17 protein-coding genes are annotated in these 15,260 nt (G+C 68.8%); 7 read left to right on the top strand and 10 right to left on the bottom strand.

What is annotated here, in order from left to right:
• Nucleotides 1-3 precede the first annotated feature (3 nt).
• Nucleotides 4-1,137: an FAD-dependent oxidoreductase gene (locus AMYAL_RS0131510; RefSeq protein WP_020635273.1), complete on the bottom strand. Its 1,134-nt coding sequence runs from the start codon at nucleotides 1,135-1,137 to the stop codon at nucleotides 4-6.
• Nucleotides 1,134-1,808, bottom strand: coding sequence for a TetR/AcrR family transcriptional regulator (locus AMYAL_RS0131505; RefSeq protein WP_020635272.1), 675 nt, complete (start codon nucleotides 1,806-1,808; stop codon nucleotides 1,134-1,136). Before AMYAL_RS0131505 ends, AMYAL_RS0131510 begins: the two co-directional genes overlap by 4 nt.
• 235 nt (nucleotides 1,809-2,043) lie before the next feature.
• On the opposite strand from AMYAL_RS0131505, the gene rox reads away from it, so the two are divergent.
• On the top strand, nucleotides 2,044-3,471 hold the full coding sequence (gene rox, locus AMYAL_RS0131500; protein WP_020635271.1) for a rifampin monooxygenase: 1,428 nt from the start codon (nucleotides 2,044-2,046) through the stop codon (nucleotides 3,469-3,471).
• A 68-nt stretch (nucleotides 3,472-3,539) separates the two neighbouring features.
• Complete coding sequence (locus AMYAL_RS0131495; protein WP_026467605.1) at nucleotides 3,540-3,929, top strand: VOC family protein; 390 nt, start codon at nucleotides 3,540-3,542, stop codon at nucleotides 3,927-3,929.
• A 35-nt stretch (nucleotides 3,930-3,964) separates the two neighbouring features.
• On the opposite strand, the gene AMYAL_RS0131490 is transcribed toward AMYAL_RS0131495, so the two are convergent.
• Nucleotides 3,965-4,411, bottom strand: coding sequence for an Lrp/AsnC family transcriptional regulator (locus AMYAL_RS0131490; protein WP_020635269.1), 447 nt, complete (start codon nucleotides 4,409-4,411; stop codon nucleotides 3,965-3,967).
• A 92-nt stretch (nucleotides 4,412-4,503) separates the two neighbouring features.
• On the opposite strand from AMYAL_RS0131490, the gene AMYAL_RS0131485 reads away from it, so the two are divergent.
• The 3 genes from AMYAL_RS0131485 to AMYAL_RS0131475 all read left to right on the top strand — a co-directional run bounded on the left by AMYAL_RS0131485 (nucleotide 4,504) and on the right by AMYAL_RS0131475 (nucleotide 6,566).
• A complete protein-coding gene (locus AMYAL_RS0131485) occupies nucleotides 4,504-5,367 on the top strand; it encodes an LLM class flavin-dependent oxidoreductase (protein ID WP_020635268.1) in 864 nt (287 codons plus the stop codon).
• 2 nt (nucleotides 5,368-5,369) lie between these two features.
• Nucleotides 5,370-5,795, top strand: coding sequence for a nucleoside deaminase (locus AMYAL_RS0131480; RefSeq protein WP_020635267.1), 426 nt, complete (start codon nucleotides 5,370-5,372; stop codon nucleotides 5,793-5,795).
• A 252-nt stretch (nucleotides 5,796-6,047) separates the two neighbouring features.
• On the top strand, nucleotides 6,048-6,566 hold the full coding sequence (locus AMYAL_RS0131475; protein WP_020635266.1) for a CGNR zinc finger domain-containing protein: 519 nt from the start codon (nucleotides 6,048-6,050) through the stop codon (nucleotides 6,564-6,566).
• On the opposite strand, the gene AMYAL_RS0131470 is transcribed toward AMYAL_RS0131475, so the two are convergent.
• Both AMYAL_RS0131470 and AMYAL_RS0131465 read right to left on the bottom strand, forming a co-directional pair.
• Nucleotides 6,563-7,783, bottom strand: coding sequence for a hypothetical protein (locus tag AMYAL_RS0131470; protein WP_245193165.1), 1,221 nt, complete (start codon nucleotides 7,781-7,783; stop codon nucleotides 6,563-6,565). The two genes, AMYAL_RS0131475 and AMYAL_RS0131470, sit on opposite strands and share 4 nt — an antisense overlap.
• Before the next feature lie 109 nt (nucleotides 7,784-7,892).
• Nucleotides 7,893-8,351 (bottom strand): MarR family winged helix-turn-helix transcriptional regulator, encoded by a 459-nt coding sequence (locus tag AMYAL_RS0131465; protein ID WP_020635264.1) that lies wholly within the window; start codon nucleotides 8,349-8,351, stop codon nucleotides 7,893-7,895.
• 94 nt (nucleotides 8,352-8,445) lie between these two features.
• Here AMYAL_RS0131465 and AMYAL_RS0131460 point away from each other — a divergent pair, with 94 nt between their 5' ends.
• Nucleotides 8,446-9,522, top strand: a complete 1,077-nt coding sequence (locus tag AMYAL_RS0131460; RefSeq protein ID WP_020635263.1) for an epoxide hydrolase family protein — start codon at nucleotides 8,446-8,448, stop codon at nucleotides 9,520-9,522.
• Here the strand turns inward: AMYAL_RS0131460 and AMYAL_RS46515 are convergent.
• From AMYAL_RS46515 to AMYAL_RS0131440, 4 genes are all read right to left on the bottom strand, one after another.
• The gene (locus AMYAL_RS46515) at nucleotides 9,422-10,642 is read right to left on the bottom strand and encodes a glycosyltransferase 87 family protein (RefSeq protein ID WP_020635262.1); all 1,221 of its coding nucleotides are present in this window, start codon (nucleotides 10,640-10,642) and stop codon (nucleotides 9,422-9,424) included. The two genes, AMYAL_RS0131460 and AMYAL_RS46515, sit on opposite strands and share 101 nt — an antisense overlap.
• A gap of 102 nt (nucleotides 10,643-10,744) precedes the next feature.
• A complete protein-coding gene (locus AMYAL_RS0131450) occupies nucleotides 10,745-11,407 on the bottom strand; it encodes a response regulator (protein ID WP_020635261.1) in 663 nt (220 codons plus the stop codon).
• Nucleotides 11,404-12,645 carry a sensor histidine kinase gene (locus AMYAL_RS0131445; RefSeq protein ID WP_020635260.1) on the bottom strand — a complete coding sequence of 414 codons (1,242 nt, stop codon included), beginning with the start codon at nucleotides 12,643-12,645 and terminating at the stop codon, nucleotides 11,404-11,406. Before AMYAL_RS0131445 ends, AMYAL_RS0131450 begins: the two co-directional genes overlap by 4 nt.
• Nucleotides 12,646-12,724: 79 nt before the next feature.
• On the bottom strand, nucleotides 12,725-13,450 hold the full coding sequence (locus AMYAL_RS0131440; RefSeq protein ID WP_026467604.1) for a TetR family transcriptional regulator: 726 nt from the start codon (nucleotides 13,448-13,450) through the stop codon (nucleotides 12,725-12,727).
• An 89-nt stretch (nucleotides 13,451-13,539) separates the two neighbouring features.
• Between AMYAL_RS0131440 and AMYAL_RS0131435 the strand changes: the two genes are divergently transcribed.
• Complete coding sequence (locus AMYAL_RS0131435; RefSeq protein WP_020635258.1) at nucleotides 13,540-14,007, top strand: hypothetical protein; 468 nt, start codon at nucleotides 13,540-13,542, stop codon at nucleotides 14,005-14,007.
• A 637-nt stretch (nucleotides 14,008-14,644) separates the two neighbouring features.
• On the opposite strand, the gene AMYAL_RS0131430 is transcribed toward AMYAL_RS0131435, so the two are convergent.
• Nucleotides 14,645-15,244, bottom strand: a complete 600-nt coding sequence (locus tag AMYAL_RS0131430; protein ID WP_020635257.1) for a TetR/AcrR family transcriptional regulator — start codon at nucleotides 15,242-15,244, stop codon at nucleotides 14,645-14,647.
• Nucleotides 15,245-15,260: the final 16 nt, after the last annotated feature.

The raw sequence follows: 15,260 nt of genomic DNA, 5'->3' as shown, positions 1-15,260 counted from the left end.
GCCTCAGCGATAGGTCGCGAATCGTTCCAGCAACGGCTTCGGGGAGTCTTCGGCGAAGCAGAGAACGAGATTCTCGGCGGATTCGGCCGCCGAAGCCTCACTGCGCGGGAACAGCGCCTGCTCGTACGCGGCGAGAGCGGCTTCGAGGTCGCCAGGATGGGCGGCGAGAGCCAGGCCGAGCTCGGCGCCGTCGAGCATCGCGAGATTGGCGCCCTCTCCGGCGAACGGCGACATCAGATGAGCGGCGTCGCCGAGCAGGGTGACACCGGGAACCCGGTCCCAGCGGTGACCGATCGGCAGTGCGTGGATCGGCCGTGGGACCAGCTCGCCGTCCGCGTCGGTGATCAGTGCTCGCAGGCCCGCGTCCCAGCCGTCGAAATGGCTCAGCACAGCGGCTTTCGCGGTGGTGGTGTCGGTGAAGTCGATCGTGGAGATCCAGTCCTCGGCGGTCCTCAGCGCGATGTAGACGTGAAGGCTGCCACTGGCGTCGTGGTGCGCCAGGAGACCTTTGGCCGCACCGAGTGCGAAGAACATGCCGCCTCCGATGAGCGCGGCGCTCGCCGGGTGGCGGTCCTCGGCGTCGTGAAGGTGCACCTCGACGAAGGAGATTCCCTCATAGGCCGGTCGAGCACCGGAGACCAGAGGCCGGACCTTGGACCACGCGCCGTCGGCGCCGATCAGCAGGTCCGTGGTGAACGCCGTGCCGTCGGCCAGGGTGACTTCGTGCCGTCCGCCACCGAGCGGTCGCGCGCCGGTGACCTTGGCGTCCCAGCGGACGCTGTCCTCGGGGAGCGACCCGAGCAGGAGGTTTCGCAGGTCACCACGGGTGACTTCGGGGCGGCCGCCGTCGCCGTCGTCGGTCTCCTCCAGGTGCACGACGCCGTGACTGTCGAGAATGCGCATGGCCTCGCCGCCGGGATGCACCAGCGAGAGGAACGCCTCGTGGAGACCGGCGGCCCGCAGTGCCTCCTGTCCGGAGTCCTCGTGGATGTCGAGCATCCCGCCTTGTGTCCGGGCGGACGGCGACGCGTCCAGATCGAAGACGGCGGCTTCGATCCCGTTGACGTGCAGGACACGCGCCAGGGTGAGGCCGCCGAGGCCGGCACCGATGATCGCGATGGGGTGATGAGTGGTCATGTCTGGTTCCTTTCGGGTGGTACGGCGGTGTCCGCGATCCCGGTGATCAGCACCTGCAAGCCCCACGACATCCGCTGCGCTGGTCGCCCGGTGAGCAGGTCGGCCGAATGGGCGGCGATCTGCGGATAGGCCGTCTCGTCGGCGTCGCGCACGGCACGAGCGAGCGCGTCCCAGTCCTCCGGCGACTCCTGGTCGGCGTGCTCGGCCGCGGTCGACGTCGCGTGCTGCAGGAGGATGTCGATCCCCCACGCACGCCGTTCGGCTGACACTCCGCCCTCGGCGAGGAGGGCGAGCAGGTCTTCGACCAGGCGGAGGTAGTTCTCGCCACTCGGGCGGGCCACCAGCGCGGACAAGGCGAGGCCGGGGTATTCGAGCAGCATCGAGGTGTAGGCCGTGAGCAGTCGCTCGAGCCGGTCTCGCCAGCCGCCCTCGGACGACGGCGACGGGATCGTGCCGAGGAGCTCGTCCAGGATCGCCGCGTGCAGTTCGGCGGCGTTGCGGACGTAGACGTAGAGCGAGGCCGCGCCGGTGTCGAGTTCCTGCGCCAGGCGGCGCATCGTGACCTTCCGCAGGCCTTCCTCGCGGAGGATCCCGACCGCGGTGGCGACGATGCCGTCACGGGTCAACGCGGGTTTGGCCGGTCGTTCCCGGCGGCTCTTCTCGGGTGCCATGCCTTCACAGTAACGAACATGTTCGTTACGAACAAGTTCGGCGCAGGTCACAGGGAAGCGGAACTACTTCCAACGGGGGTTTGTCCGTCCACTGCGGACTGAAATGACAACGGCAGAGAGATCGACTCTCCCTGCCACTTCTAACATATAGCGCACCAGGGGGCTTGCGGCAAGACCCCGGTCGTGCCGCAGAATCTCCCGCCGTGAAACACGAGCTCGACACACGGGGGAACTCTTGATCGACGTGATCATCGCCGGCGGCGGACCGACCGGCATGATGCTGGGCGCCGAACTGCGGCTGCACGGCGTCCGCGTGGTCGTCCTGGAGAAGGACCGGGAACAGACCAAGGTCGTCCGCTCCATGGGCCTGCACGCGCGCAGCATCGAAGTGATGGACCAGCGAGGCCTGCTGGAGCGCTTCCTCGAACACGGAACGAAGTACCCGGTCGGCGGCTCGTTCGCGGGCATTGTCAAACCGGCGCCGTCGCTGGACGGCGCCCACTCCTACATCCTCGGCATCCCCCAGACGGTCACCGACCGGCTGCTGATCGAGCACGCCGCCGAGGTGGGCGTCGAGATCCGGCGCGGCTGCGAGCTGACCGGGTCGAGCCAGGACGAGGACGGGGTGGACGTCGAACTGGCCGACGGGACGAGGCTGCGCTCGCGCTATCTCGTCGGCTGCGACGGCGGCCGCAGCACGGTCCGCAAACTCCTCGGGATCGGCTTTCCGGGGGAACCCGCCACCGCCGAGACGCTCCTGGGCGAGATGGAGCTGACCGAGGACTGGGAAACGGTGCTCGCCGTGATGACCGAGGTCCGCAAGACCCAGCTGCGGTTCGGCCTCTCCCCGATCGGGGACGGGGTGTACCGGGTCGGCGTGCCCGCCGAAGGACTGTGCGACGACCCCCGTGTCCCGCCGACCTTCGAGGAGGTCAAACGACAGCTCAAGGCCGTCGCCGGAAGCGACTTCGGTGTGCATTCACCGCGCTGGCTCTCCCGCTTCGGCGACGCCACCCGGCTGGCCGAGCAGTACCGCGTCGGCCGCGCTTTCCTGGCAGGCGACGCGGCGCACATCCACCCGCCCGTCGGCGGGCAGGGGCTCAACCTCGGTGTCCAGGACGCCTTCAACCTCGGTTGGAAACTGGCCGCGGCGGTCAACGGCTGGGCGCCGGAAGATCTGCTGGACACCTATCAGACCGAACGGCATCCGGTGGCCGCCGCGGTCCTGGACAACACGCGCGCGCAGATGCAGCTGATGTCGCTCGACCCCGGCTCCCGGGCGGTCCGGCGGCTGCTGGCGGAACTGATGGAGTTCGAGGAGGTGAGCCGGTTCCTGACCGAGAAGATCACCGCGACCGGGATCCGCTACGACTTCGGAGAAGGGCACGAACTTCTCGGCCGCCGGATGCCGGACCTCGAACTCGAACAGGGGCATCTCTACGGGCTGACCCGAGGCGGCCGCGGCCTGCTGCTCGACCGGACCGGCGGGCTTTCGGTACGGGACTGGGCGGACCGCGTCGACCACGTCGTCACCCTCGGCGAGAATCTGCCGGTTCCGGCGGTCTTGCTGCGGCCGGACGGGCACGTGGCGTGGACAGGCGAAGACCAGGGGGAACTGATCGTCGCGTTGCGGCGGTGGTTCGGAGAGGGCCAAGTGCTCTAGCGCGCCGGGGGCACCGGCTATTGGCTGGTGCCGTTCCGTACACGTTGCCACGGCAGGAGCTGATGACCATGACCGGACGGGTCGTGCACTTCGAGATCCCCTTCGAGGACGGCGAACGCGCACGAGGTTTCTACCGGGAGATCTTCGGCTGGAAGGCCGAGATACCGCCGGGGATGGACTACACGATGATCGCCTCGGGGCCGACCGTGGAGACCGGCATGCCCGCGGAGCCGGGTTTCATCAACGGCGGGATGCTGGCGAAGGAGCACACCGTCGCGTCCGGCCCGGTGATCGTGCTCGAGGTCGACAGTGTCGACGACACGCTCGCGGTGATCGAGAAACAGGGCGGTTCGACCCTCGTCGGGCGGACCGCGGTCGGCAGCATGGGCTTCTCCGCCTACTTCAAGGATCCGGAAGGCAACGTCATGGGTCTCTGGGAGACGGCGGACCAGGGCTGACAGCTGACGTCCGCAGGGCCCGTGACCGAGCCGCGTCACGGGCCCTGCGGGCCCCGGTAGGGCAGCGTCTGGTTGTAGACGATGTTGGTGTTGGTGCTCCCGAACAACGCGAGCTCGTTGACGATCTCCTCCAGCCGCCCCATGGACGGCGCCGCGATCTTCAGCGAGTAACAGTCGTCACCGGTGGTGCGGAGGCATTCGAGGATCTCGGTCCGCTCCGCCAGCAGCTTGTGCAACGGCGCGTGCTTGCTGCCCGGATACTTCAGCCGCACCACCGCGAGTACGACATACCCGGCCTTTTCGAGGTCGACGTCGGCCCGGTAGCCGGTGATCACCCCGGCCGCCTCCAGCCGTTTCACCCGCTCGGTGGTCGCCGACGCGCTCAAGCTGACCCGCTTCCCCAGCTCGGTGAGCGGCAGCCGCCCGTCTTTCTGCAGCTCGACCAGGATCGCCCAGTCCGTCGCGTCGAGAATCTCGGTCATCCGGCCAGAATACCGGTAGATCCACGGCCGGAACGCCCTCGCGCCGGGAAAGATCTCTTCCCCGGCGCCTGCCGCGCGGATAGCCTTGACCTGTGCGAATAGGTGTCAACGTCCCGAATTTCGGACCGGGGACCGACCCCGGAATCCTCCGCGGCTGGGCCACCACGGTCGAAGGCCTCGGCTACGACCTCCTCATGGTGTCCGACCACGTCGCGATCACTCCCGACGTCGCCGAGCAGTACCCGGCGCCGTTCTACGAACCGTTCACCACCCTGTCCTGGCTGGCAGGCGTGACGAACCGGATCCGGCTGGGCACCACCGTGCTCATCGTCCCGTACCGGCATCCGCTGCTGATCGCCCGCATGTCCGCGAACCTGAATCAGCTCAGCGGAGGACGGCTCGTGCTCGGCGTCGCGTCCGGCTGGGCCCGCCAGGAGTTCGAGGCGCTCGGCGTCCCGTTCGAGAAGCGCGGACGGCTGACCGACGACCACCTCGACGCAGTCCGGAAGGCCTGGGCGGACGAAGCCGACTACCGGGCAGGCGACATCCCGATCTGGGTCGGTGGCAACAGCGACGCCGGGATCCGCCGCGCCGTCCGGGTCGGCGACGCCTGGCATCCGCTGCGGACCACGCTCCCCTGGCTCACCGAAGCGCTCACCAGGGTCAAGAGCATCGCCGACGCCCACGATCGGCCCGTGCCCGCGTTCACCCCGCGGATCCTGCTGAACCTCACCGGCAGCCCCGTCGACGCCCCCGATCGCCTCGCCGGGGAAGGGACGATCGAGCAGGTCGTCGACGACCTCGACCGCCTTCGCCACCTCGGCGCCGAGACGGTCGTGCTCGACCCGTTCTCCGGCGATCCCGAGGAGACCCGCCGCCCGGAAGCCGCCTGGCAGGCTTTGGCGACCGTGGCCGCACACTGGGAACTGGGCCGATACCGAACCGAACAGGACTGATCATGACCGAAGAAGACGAGAAGTTCCTCCGCCGCGCCATCGAACTGGCCGCGAAGTCCCGCGCCGACGGCGACCCGCCCTTCGGCTCGCTGCTCGTCGGCCCCGACGGCGCCGTGCTGGCCGAGGAGCACAACACCACGGTGTCGCAATCGGACATCAGCCTGCACCCGGAACTGAAGCTCGCCGTCTGGGCGGCACGCGAGCTGGATCCCGCCGTCGCGGCCGGGACGACGATGTACACCAGTTGCCAGCCGTGCGGCATGTGCCAGGGCGCCATCGAACGCTCCGGCCTGGGCCGGGTGGTGTTCGCCCTTTCCGGTGAGCAGGTCACCGCGCTCAAGCCACCCGCGACCGGACCCGGCGTGCGCCTGGAAGGCCCGGCCTTGTTCGACGAGGCCCGCGTCCCGGTGGCCGGGTACTACACCTGACCACGGGCGAAACAGAAGAATCGGTGCCATCACCGTTGGGGAAGCCGTTCCTGCCCCAGCCGGGACCTGGTGGCACCGATCACGACACCGTCGACGAGCGCGAGCCAGCTCCCGCACAGACACCGGGCGTACACGAGCGTCCCTTGGGAGACCCTCTGGGACCTCGTCGTACTTCCGGGCAGTTCCGCCGGCGGCCATCCGCAGCGCGGGCACCGGTTCGTTTCCATGACCCGATCGTGCTGTAATGGGTTAATGCACTTCAACCCTTACGGCGGAGCGGCGGCGCAGATCGCCGCCGATCTGATCAACCTGGGCGATGCCGCCGGCCCCGCCACCTTCACCGCGATCTTCGAAGATCGCATGACCGTCCCCGCCGTGCGGGACCACGAATCGATCGAGATCATCGCCTGGACCACCAGGCTCCGGCACGTCTTCGAAGCGGACCAGGCCGCACGAGTCGACCTGGTCAACGCACTTCTCCACGACTCCGCGTCCAAGCCGTACATCTCCACCCACGACGGCAAGGCGCCCCACCTGCACTACGTGGACGCCCAAGCCGACACCGTTTCCCGTGTCCGCGCCTACACCGCGGGCGGGCTCGCGCATCTCGTCTGCGACGCCCCGGACCGTTTCGGCGTCTGCTCACGCGAGGGCTGCGAAACTGTCTACGTCGACGTCTCCCGCAACGGACGGCGCCGGTTCTGCTCCACCCGCTGCGCCACCAGGGTCCATGTCGCCGACCACCGGAACAGGCAAGCGAGCTGGCCCTAGATCGCGTACCGCCACGCCGTCAGGGCATGCGCCGAGAACCAGGCGCCCAGGACCACCCACGCCGCCGCGGCCACGACCGCCGTCACCGTCCGTCTCTTCGACAGCCCGATCGCGATCGGGATCAGTACCGGGAAAGCGGGCAGGATGAAGCGGATCTTCGCGTCCGGCAGCCCCCGCGTGCCGATGGCCAGCAGCAGCACGCCGACGCCGTAGAGCGTCAACGGCCACGGCACCCGGATGAACACCGCCACGATGGCCAGCGCCACCGCGCCCAGCAGGAAGAAGACCGTCAGCGTGCTGAACACCGACTCGTCGCCGGTCAACCGCGTCAGCACCGAATCCGCGGTCTCGGCCCCGAAGTCGAACTCGGTGTTCCAGCCCCGCAGTTCGATGTCCTGCCACCCGGTCCAGCTTCCCGTCCGGTAGGCGACGAAACCCAGGTAACCCGCCACCCCCAGTGGCGCGATCACCGCACCGGCCAGCGCCCACCAGCGCTTCTCGGTACGCCGGAAGAACGCGATCAACGCGGCGAGGACCACCACCGCGACCAGCACCACCGCGGTCGACCTCGACAACCCGGCCCCGAAGGCGCACAGTCCGGCCAGCAGCCACCGCCGCTCCAGCACCCCCACCAGCGCCCACACCGCGAACGCGCAGAACACCGCTTCCGTGTAGGCCATCGAGAAGACGATCGCCATCGGCGCCCCGGCCCACAACGCCACCAAGACCAACCCGGTCCGGTCGCCTCGATCCGGCGACACCGCACGCCCGATCCGGATCAGCCCGCACGCCAGGACCAGACCGCCCAGCACCGACACCATCAGCGCCGCGGTGACGACGTCCGGCCCGAGCCACATCACCGCTTCGACGAGCTTCGGGTACAACGGGAAGAACGCCATCGGCGCGTCCGAATACGGCTGCCTCGCCGCGTCCAGCGTGCCCGGCAGATCGGCGTATCCGTGCACCGCCAGCCGCAGGTACCACTGCCCGTCCCACGCGGTGAGCCGGTCGGTCAGCGTCGTGCCTCGCCGGGCGGCCAGCAGGTCGAGCAGCTGGACACTCGCCGTGCGGATCACGAGATACAGCAGGATCGCTCTCGGATAGGGCGACCGTGCCAGCCTGTCGAGGACTCTCTCGAACACACGCGCCGGACGCCCCTGGTGGGGCGCCGTCTCGGGAACGGCGGGCTGATCAAGGTCGTCGACTTCACGGAGCACGCTCAGAGTGTCCACAATGTGAGGTCATTTCGCCGTTCGATCCCGAAGATTCGCAGGCCGAAGCACGTGGGAAAGGCCACAAACCGGACTCAGCGGCCGGTGGTCCGGTTCAGCCCGATCGCCGGCCGTGGTGGTCCAGCAGCTTCGCCAGCAGCTCGGCGAACCGTTTTCGCTCGTCGGACGACAACGGCGCCAGCAGTTCGTCCTGACGCTCGGCCAGCTGCTTTTCCAGTCGTCGCAGCTGCTTCTTGCCCGCGGCGGTCAGCGAGACGACGTTGCGCCGCCGATCGGCCGGGTCCGGGGCGCGCTCGACCAGATCGCGTTCGGCGAGTTCGCTGATCGTCGCGACCATTTCGCTGACGTGGATGCCGCTGCGGCGGCCGAGGGTCGCCTGGCTCGCGGACCCGAACTCGTCCAGCGTCGCCAGCACGCGGAAGTGGTAGCCGCGGGCGTCGACGGCGGAGAACCCGTCGGTCACCAGGCGATGCGCGTGGCTCGCGGTCTGGGTGAGCAACCAGCTGGGCAGAACCTGCCACCTGGCGCGGGGCTCGTCCGAGGGGTCTTCCATGTGACGAGTCTAACGAATCGTTGGGCGACCGAACGATTGCGCTATCGTTGGGCAACCAAACGTTTAGTGACCGAATCATTCTGGAGCAGCGGCCATGATCAAGCCCTTCCGCATCGATATCTCCCAAGCCGATCTCGACGACCTCGGCGACAGGCTCTCTCGCACCCGCTGGCCGAACGAGGTCGCCGACGCAGGCTGGGACTACGGGTTCCCGCTGACCCGGCTCAGAGAACTCGCCGAGCACTGGCGCACCGGCTACGACTGGCGCGCCCACGAAGCCGAGCTCAACAAGCTTCCGCATTTCACCACCGAGATCGAAGGCCAGAACATTCACTTCGTCCATGTCCGGTCCGCCGACCCGGACGCGCTCCCGCTGATCCTCACCCACGGCTGGCCCGGCTCGTTCCTGGAATTCCTCGACCTGATCGAACCGCTGTCACGCGATTTCCACCTGGTGATCCCGTCCATTCCGGGCTACGGCTTCTCGGGCCCGACCCGTGAACGCGGCTGGAGCATCGAACGGATCGCCCGTGCCTGGGCCGAACTGATGCGCCGCCTCGGGTACGAGCGCTACGGCGCGCAGGGCGGCGACTTCGGCTCGGGTATCTCGACGGCGCTCGGAGCGGTGGCACCGGAGCACGTCGTCGGGGTGCATGTGAACTACCTGCCGACCCGGCCGGATCCTGACGCAGGGGTCGAACTGTCCGAAGAAGACGAAGCCCGGCTGGAGAAGGTCAAGCGCCTGATGGCGAATCGCCCGCCGTACCAGGCGCTGCAGGCCGCCACCCCGCAGACGATCGGCTACGCGCTGACCGACTCGCCGGTCGGCCAGCTGGCCTGGATCGCCGAGCGCTTCGCACAGTGGACGGACCCTCGTTCGCCGATCAGCGACGACCGGATGCTCACCGACATCTCGCTGTACTGGCTGACCGCCACCGCGGCCTCGTCCGCGCGGCTGCACCACGACGCTCAGGGAGGAAGCGCACCTTGCCGTGTCCCGCTCGGCGTCGCGGTCTTCCCGTACGACATCACGCAGTCGGTGCGACCGCTGGCCGAGCGGCTGTACGACATCAGGCACTGGTCGGAGTTCGAGCGTGGTGGTCACTTCGCCGCGATGGAAGTGCCGGATCTGCTCGCCGAGGACATCCGGGCGTTCTTCCTCGCTGTCTAGTGGCTCTCAGGCAGGCGAGTCCCCCGGCGAGAAGAACGATCAGATACGCGTTGCCGACGAGCCCCTCCGCGAAGGTCCAGTCACGCTCGGCGCCACCTCCACCCGGAACCACGGCGACCGCCCAGCCGGTGAACAAGGCGGCGATCGCCATCGCCACCCCGCGGTGTCCCCTGGCGGCGAGATAGCCGAGCGCGGGCACCACCCACACCCAGTGGTGCGTCCAGGAGATCGGGCTGATCAGCAGGGAACAGCCCGCCGTGACGAGCAGGGCGGCGCGGTCGTCACCCGCGCGGTGGAACCGGTGCACGAGCCACATCGCGAGCGCAGCACAGGTCACGCCGAACGCCACGATCACCACCGTGGCCGCCCCGCCCTCCGGGATGGTCCGCGCGACGAATCCCTGCCACGACTGGTTTCCCACCCAGCCCTTCATCTCGGCGAAATGGTCGTTGAAGATCGCCGAGGTCCAGTACCGCAACGAGTCCGCAGGCAGGACGGCCATCGCGAGCGCCGTCGCCCCGAGAAAGGCCGCCAGCGCGCGTGCCGCGTCGGCGAACCGCCTGACCACCAGGAGATGCGCGATGAAGATCAGCGGGATCAGTTTGACGGCCGCGACGATCCCGATCGCGATCCCGCGGAAACGCGAATCGCGCAGGAGGAACATGTCCGCCACCACGGCGGCCATCAGAACGAGATTGACCTGCCCGAGGCCGACGGTCTGCCACACCGGTTGCAGCGCGAACGCGCCGAGCAGCAGGAGCGGGAGGTGTGCCCGGTCGGCGAACGGCCGAAGCGTGCAGTACAGGGAAGGGGCGGCGGCCAGCGCGAGCAGGCCCCAGCACAACTGGGTCGGCAGCGCGGTCAGCGAGGTGAACAGCAGCGCGGCGAACGGCGGATAGGTGAACGGGAGTTCCGGCGCCCAGCCGGGGAGTGCGAGCAGCGGTGAATAGAGACTTTCCCCGTGGACCACGGCGAGCCCGCCTGCCCGGTAGACCGACGAATCGACGCCGAGCGGAGTGGCCGAGACCCACCAGATGAGCGCGACCACGGCGAGTACGGTCATCGCCGCGCCGACGATGACCGGCGCCGGATCGACGCGCAGCGTTTTCGACCACTTCATGGGGAAACGATCTCCGGAAGCGGACCGGAAGACATCGCCCCGTGGAACCGTCTTGGCGCCGGTACCCCGGTACCCGATCTCGCGCCGACCCCTACCCCGGTATCAGGGCGTGGTGCCCGGCACGACGAGCCCTGCCTCGTACGCGACCATGACCGCTTGCGCGCGATCACGCACCCCGAGCTTCGCGAAAACCCTGCTGACATGGGATTTCGCGGTCTGTTCGGCGATGACCAGCGCTTCGGCGATCTCCGCGTTGGAAAGACCGCGCGCGATCAGCCGGAGCACCTCGGTCTCGCGCGCGGTCAGCTCGGCCACGAGGGAACGTCCCGCGTGCGCCGACGCGTGGGTCCGGGTGAACTCGCCGATCAGCCGCCGGGTGATCGTGGGCGCGAAGAGCGCGTTGCCCGCGGAGACCACCCTCACCGCGGTGACCAGGTCGTCGAGCGGGGAGTCCTTCAGCAGGAAGCCGCTGGCGCCCGCCCGCAGCCCGCCGAACACGTACTCGTCGATGTCGAAGGTGGTGAGGATCAGGACGCGGACTTCCTGCCGCCCGGCCACGATCCGCCGGGTCGCCTCGAGACCGTCGAGTTCGGGCATGCGCACGTCCATCAGCACGACGTCCGGTTCGAGTTCGGCGCACAGCGCGACCGCGGTGGCCCCGTCCGCGGCTTCCCCGACCACCCGCATGTCGGCCTGAGCGTCGAGCACCGCGCGGAAACTCTGCCTGACCATGGTCTGGTCGTCGGCGATGACCACCGAGATCACGGTTGCGGCTGCCCTTCACGATCGAGTGGAACGGTCAGGGCGACCAGGAAACCACCGTCCGGCCTCGTCCCCGCCTCAAGATCAGCCGCGAGCATAACGGCCCGCTCCCGCATCCCGGTCAAACCGTGCCCGCTACCTGCCGCGTCTGTCCTCTTCGGACCGTCTCCTGGACCGTTTTCGATCAGCAGGCGAACGGAATCCGGCCCGGCGGTGAGCTCCCCGGAGATCGACGCACCGGGCGCGTGCTGGATCGCGTTGCTGAGCGCTTCCTGCACGATCCGGAACACCGACAACGCGACCCCGACCGGAACCGCGCCGAGGTCGCCGCGCAGTTCGAGCTCGCACGAGGTGCCGGCGGCCTTGACCCCTTCGACGAGTTCGACGACCTTGGCCAGCCCCGGCTGCGGCGCGACCAGGAGCGCGTGGTCCTCGGATCGGAGCACCCCGAGCAGCCTGCGCAGTTCGGTCAGGCCCTCACGGGCGGTTCCGGCCAGCTCCGCGAACTCCTGCCAGATCTCGGCGTCGCGGCCGGTCCCGGCCTGATCGGCGAACCGGAACCGCGCCGAGTCCGCGCGCAACGCGAGCACGGACATGTGGTGGGCGACCACGTCATGGAGTTCTCGCGCGATGCCCGCTCGTTCCTCCAGAAGTGCCGCTCGTGTCTCCTCCGCGAGCCTGCGTTCCTGCTGTGCCGCGCGTTCTTCTTCGGCGAGTCTGCGTTGGCGGACCGTGTTGCCGAGGAAGAACACTATTCCGCCCAGCATCACGAGCAGTGCCGCGTCACGCCAGTCCTGCGTGAAGGGTGCCGTGGCGGCGAACGAGATCAGCCCCGCCCAGGTCAGTTCCGCCTGATCGGTGCTCTCCCCCACCAGGTAGAACACGAGCGCCGCCGTGAGCGCGAGGCCCGGCGCCCATGGCCAGTCCCAGGAGGCGGCCATCCCCGGCAGGGTCAGCGGGGTGCCCACGATCCCGACGATCAGCGTGCGCCATCCCCACAGTGGTGAGCGCACCGCGAGCAGGCAGGGCAGGACGGTGACGAGTACGTTGAACGTCTTCGCGGGCGGTGACACCGAGACGGTCGAGAACGTGACGAACCCCGCCCAGAGTCCACATGCGACGATCGCGAGACCACGCAGCCAGCGCAGCCCCGCCGAACGTTTCGGCGGGGCGCCGGTTCCGGTGAATGCCGTGTGGCGCAGGGCATCCCACCACACTCGCGGGAGCTGTCGGTCGATCATCAGCCGTCACCCTACCGCCAGATCGACTCACCCTGCGTAGTCGCCACTGTTCGTGGCACCGAGTGCCAGTCCAGGCGTCTTACTTTTCGGTCAGCGCGGCGTTCACCTTGGCGATGACGGCATGCAAGGGTGTCGAGGTGGTCATCACGGCCACCACCGTCGTCTCGGCCGCCTCGTTCGCGGGCCGGAACGCGTCGACGACCAGCGCGAAGGCCTCCGCCGCGGTGGCGCTGATGTCGTCCTGCCCGCCACTGCGCAGCCAGCGCCGGAGCACGTGGTTGTTGGCGGCCGCGATCGCCGCGGCGGCCACGTCCGCCCGCAGGCTCGCCGCCTGGTCACCCTGCTCGGCGAACCGCGCCCGCAGATAGCGCGCGAGCACGCGCTGATAGCGGTCGACTGTCGCGACCTCCTTGTCCCGCAACGACGGCACCGTCCGGGTCAGCGTGAACCGTTTGAGCGAAACGTCGAGTTCCGCGGCGTAGGAGTCGAGGACGAGGCTCACGGTGGCGCACGCCGTCTCCACCGGGTCGCGATCCGGGTCCGCGACCGCGAACGCGTCCTCCATCTCGGCCACGATCTCGTCGTGGTTGGCGAAGAGCACGTCGTCCTTGGCGTCGAAGTACCGGAAGAACGTGCGCCGACCCACCCCCGCGGCGGCCGCGATCTCGTCCACCGTGGTGGCCTCGTATCCCTTGGCCACGAACAGGTCCACGGCCGCGGCAGCGAGTGCGCGGCGGAGGCGGCGCCTGCCGGCCGGGGTCGCTCCTGCTCTGGTCACCGGCGCTCGGCGCGGCGAATCGGTCATAGCGGGACGGTAGCAGCAGACTTGCTAGTGGCACTGAGTGCCGTTAGGCTGTCGAGCATTCCCCACCCACCGTTCGGAAGGCGCCGACGATGTCGCTGGACCAGCAAGTGCTTCCGGACGAGTCCCTCTCATCGCGGGATTCGATCCGTCCCCGTGGCGACGCCTTCTACGGCAGGCTCTTCGGCTGGTCGCTGAAATGGCGTGGCCCACGGCCGTTCCTCGTGCTGGAGAACGGGGTCTGCGCGGTGACCATGCCCAAGATCCACGGCAATCAGGTCCTCGCCCGGCTCGCCGAGACCGGCTGCGCGGGCCCTGCCATGGCGGTGCTGACCCAGCAGGGCCCGCGCGTCGCCGTGCTCGCGGAGATCGACGGGCTGATCCCGCCCCGGATCTCCCTGCCACAGCATGTCGACGTGCTCGCGTGGGGCGCACTGCTCCCCCTGCCCGGCGACTCCGGACGCGTCGAGACTCACTCGGAATGGCTCGTGGAGCCGGATCCCCGACAGCGGTGGCTTCCCAGCCTGGACGCGGTCCTCTCGGGCGTCCGGCCGAGGTAGCCCTCACGGTTTCAGGCCGCCACCGAGGCCTGGGCCGAGACGAGCAGGGCTCCACCGTCCGATTCGGACAGGGTGATCTCGAGGGTCGCACCACCGGGCCCGCCAGCTGAAACAAGGCGGGGTCCGGGTGATCGCCGAAGACGGGCAGGACGTCCGCCAGCAGGTGGAGACTCACCGATGAACCGCGACCCGCCATCGGAGCCGGGACGAACACGACCAGCAGTACCGCGAAAAGTGAAGCGAGCAAAGCGAAATCGAGGGCGATCACGAACGAACGCCGCCGTTTCCCGCGAAGCCTCGCGATGAATTCGGCGACGTCCGCACCGGTCGCGGCGGCGAGCAGCGACCACGGTGCGGCGCCGGAGAATGCCTGCCACCACCATCTTCACAGACTGTACGTGGACGGGGTGCGAGGGGTCACTGAAAGTGAGGGGTGTGTGGGAATAGGGACGTTCAATGTTCCTATTCCCACACACCCGTCGTGACAGGACCTGTCACGCGGGACTGTGTGGATTTCTGCGCGTCCAACGCACCAAAATCCATACAGTCAGTGCGACAAGCCCGGTGTCGCGCAGAGCCACAGACCCGCCATAAAGAGGTCGATACATCACGGGGTTCGATTGTCACGGCGGTGCGGTCAGCCGTCCAGGGCGGGCCCGAGCCACCGGCGGACGAGGGTCCGGAGTTCATCGTCGGTGTGGGGCGGCGTCGAGGGGTACTGCAGGAACGAGAGGAACAGCCGCATCAGCATTTCGGCGAGCCCCTCGAAGTCCTCGTCGGTCGTGACGCCCACCGACGTCCAGTCGACCGGCACGTTCTGGAGGATCCTCGCGCCGAGCGAGAAGGACTGCGATGAGGTGACCGCGACGGTAAAGACGTCGGCCTCGCCCGCTTTCAGCAGCAGTCCCAGGTGTGGCTCCTCGGGGACGGCCCGGACGCCGAACACCACGGATTCGACGGCCACCTCGGCGGCGCTGCCGAACGAGGCCAGATGCCGTTCCATCCGCCCCGCGAACTCCTCGACACGGTCCAGCGCGACCGCGCTGAGGATGTCGGCCAGGCTCGGGAAGTAGCGGTAGACGGTCTGCCGGGTCACGCCCGCTTCGGCGGCGACGTCGGAGAGACTGGTCTTGGCGAGGCCGACCCGGTCGATGCACGCCGTCGCCGCCTCGACGATCCGGCGGCGGGCTTCGTGCTCGGTTCCGGGCGGGTTGCCCTGCCATCCGTGGTGCCCCATCGCTCCATCTTCCCCG

Source organism: Amycolatopsis alba DSM 44262, from assembly GCF_000384215.1.
GTDB classification, from domain to species: Bacteria; Actinomycetota; Actinomycetes; order Mycobacteriales; family Pseudonocardiaceae; genus Amycolatopsis; species Amycolatopsis alba.
Note: the sequence above shows the minus strand (reverse complement) of the source record. Positions and strands in the feature narration are given on the sequence as shown.